Genomic DNA, 775 nt, shown 5'->3' with positions numbered 1-775 from the left:
GCCATAGCGCACGGCCTCAACCGCGACCGCCTCAACCAGATCATATGGGCTGGACAAGGCAAGATATCCGATAGCTTCACGCCAGATGGCCTCTGGTGGACGCCGACCGATCTGGTGCACTACGAATACGATCCGGAAAAGGCGCGCAAGATCGTGGCTGATTCTGGCCTGAAGGGCACCACCATCAAGCTTGCGGCGCCAAGCGGCGATACGCTTCGACGCTTCGCCGAGCTTGCCAAGGAAGACCTTGACGCGATCGGCCTCAACATTGAGCTCGATCCGGTTCCGCAAAGCGACTACTACGCCAAGGCGGTTTCCGGCGAGATACGCTTCACGCCTATGCGCTGGACGCAACGGGCGGATCCCGATGGCCTTATCCACTACCTCTTCTCCAGCAAAGGCACCGCAAATTCCACGGGCTACAAGAATCCCGACGTGGACAAATGGATCGATGAGGCGCGGGTAATTTCCGACCAGGCTCGCCGCAAGGAACTGTACGAGAAGATCCAGCGTCAGATTTCTGCCGATCTGCCTTACATGCCCGTCGGCTTCAGCGTCGAATTCAACGCCATGCGCAACACCGTCAAGGGGTTTGCTCCGATGCCGGATGAAATCCCGCGGTTCCGTTATGTTTGGAAAACGCAGGCCTGATCGTCATGCTTTGCCGCGGCGTGGTGCGCCGCGGCTTCTGGCGCGGGTGGAACCTTATCCCGCCTGCAACCGGTGGAAAGGATTTGATCGCCATATGACCGCCGCCCATCAGATGCGCACCAAC

The 775-nt window shown here is 59.2% G+C and carries 1 protein-coding gene; it reads left to right on the top strand.

Annotated features, from left to right (window positions below; genetic code table 11):
- On the top strand, positions 1 to 651 hold a 651-nt coding region (locus EN884_RS37580), incomplete at its 5' end, for an ABC transporter substrate-binding protein (RefSeq protein WP_164895499.1).
- Positions 652 to 775: the final 124 nt, after the last annotated feature.

It is taken from the genome of Mesorhizobium sp. M7A.F.Ca.AU.001.01.1.1, from assembly GCF_004022735.1.
GTDB lineage: Bacteria > Pseudomonadota > Alphaproteobacteria > Rhizobiales > Rhizobiaceae > Mesorhizobium > Mesorhizobium ciceri.
The sequence above is the reverse complement of the archived record's forward strand: the minus strand, read 5'-3'. Positions and strand labels throughout refer to the sequence as shown.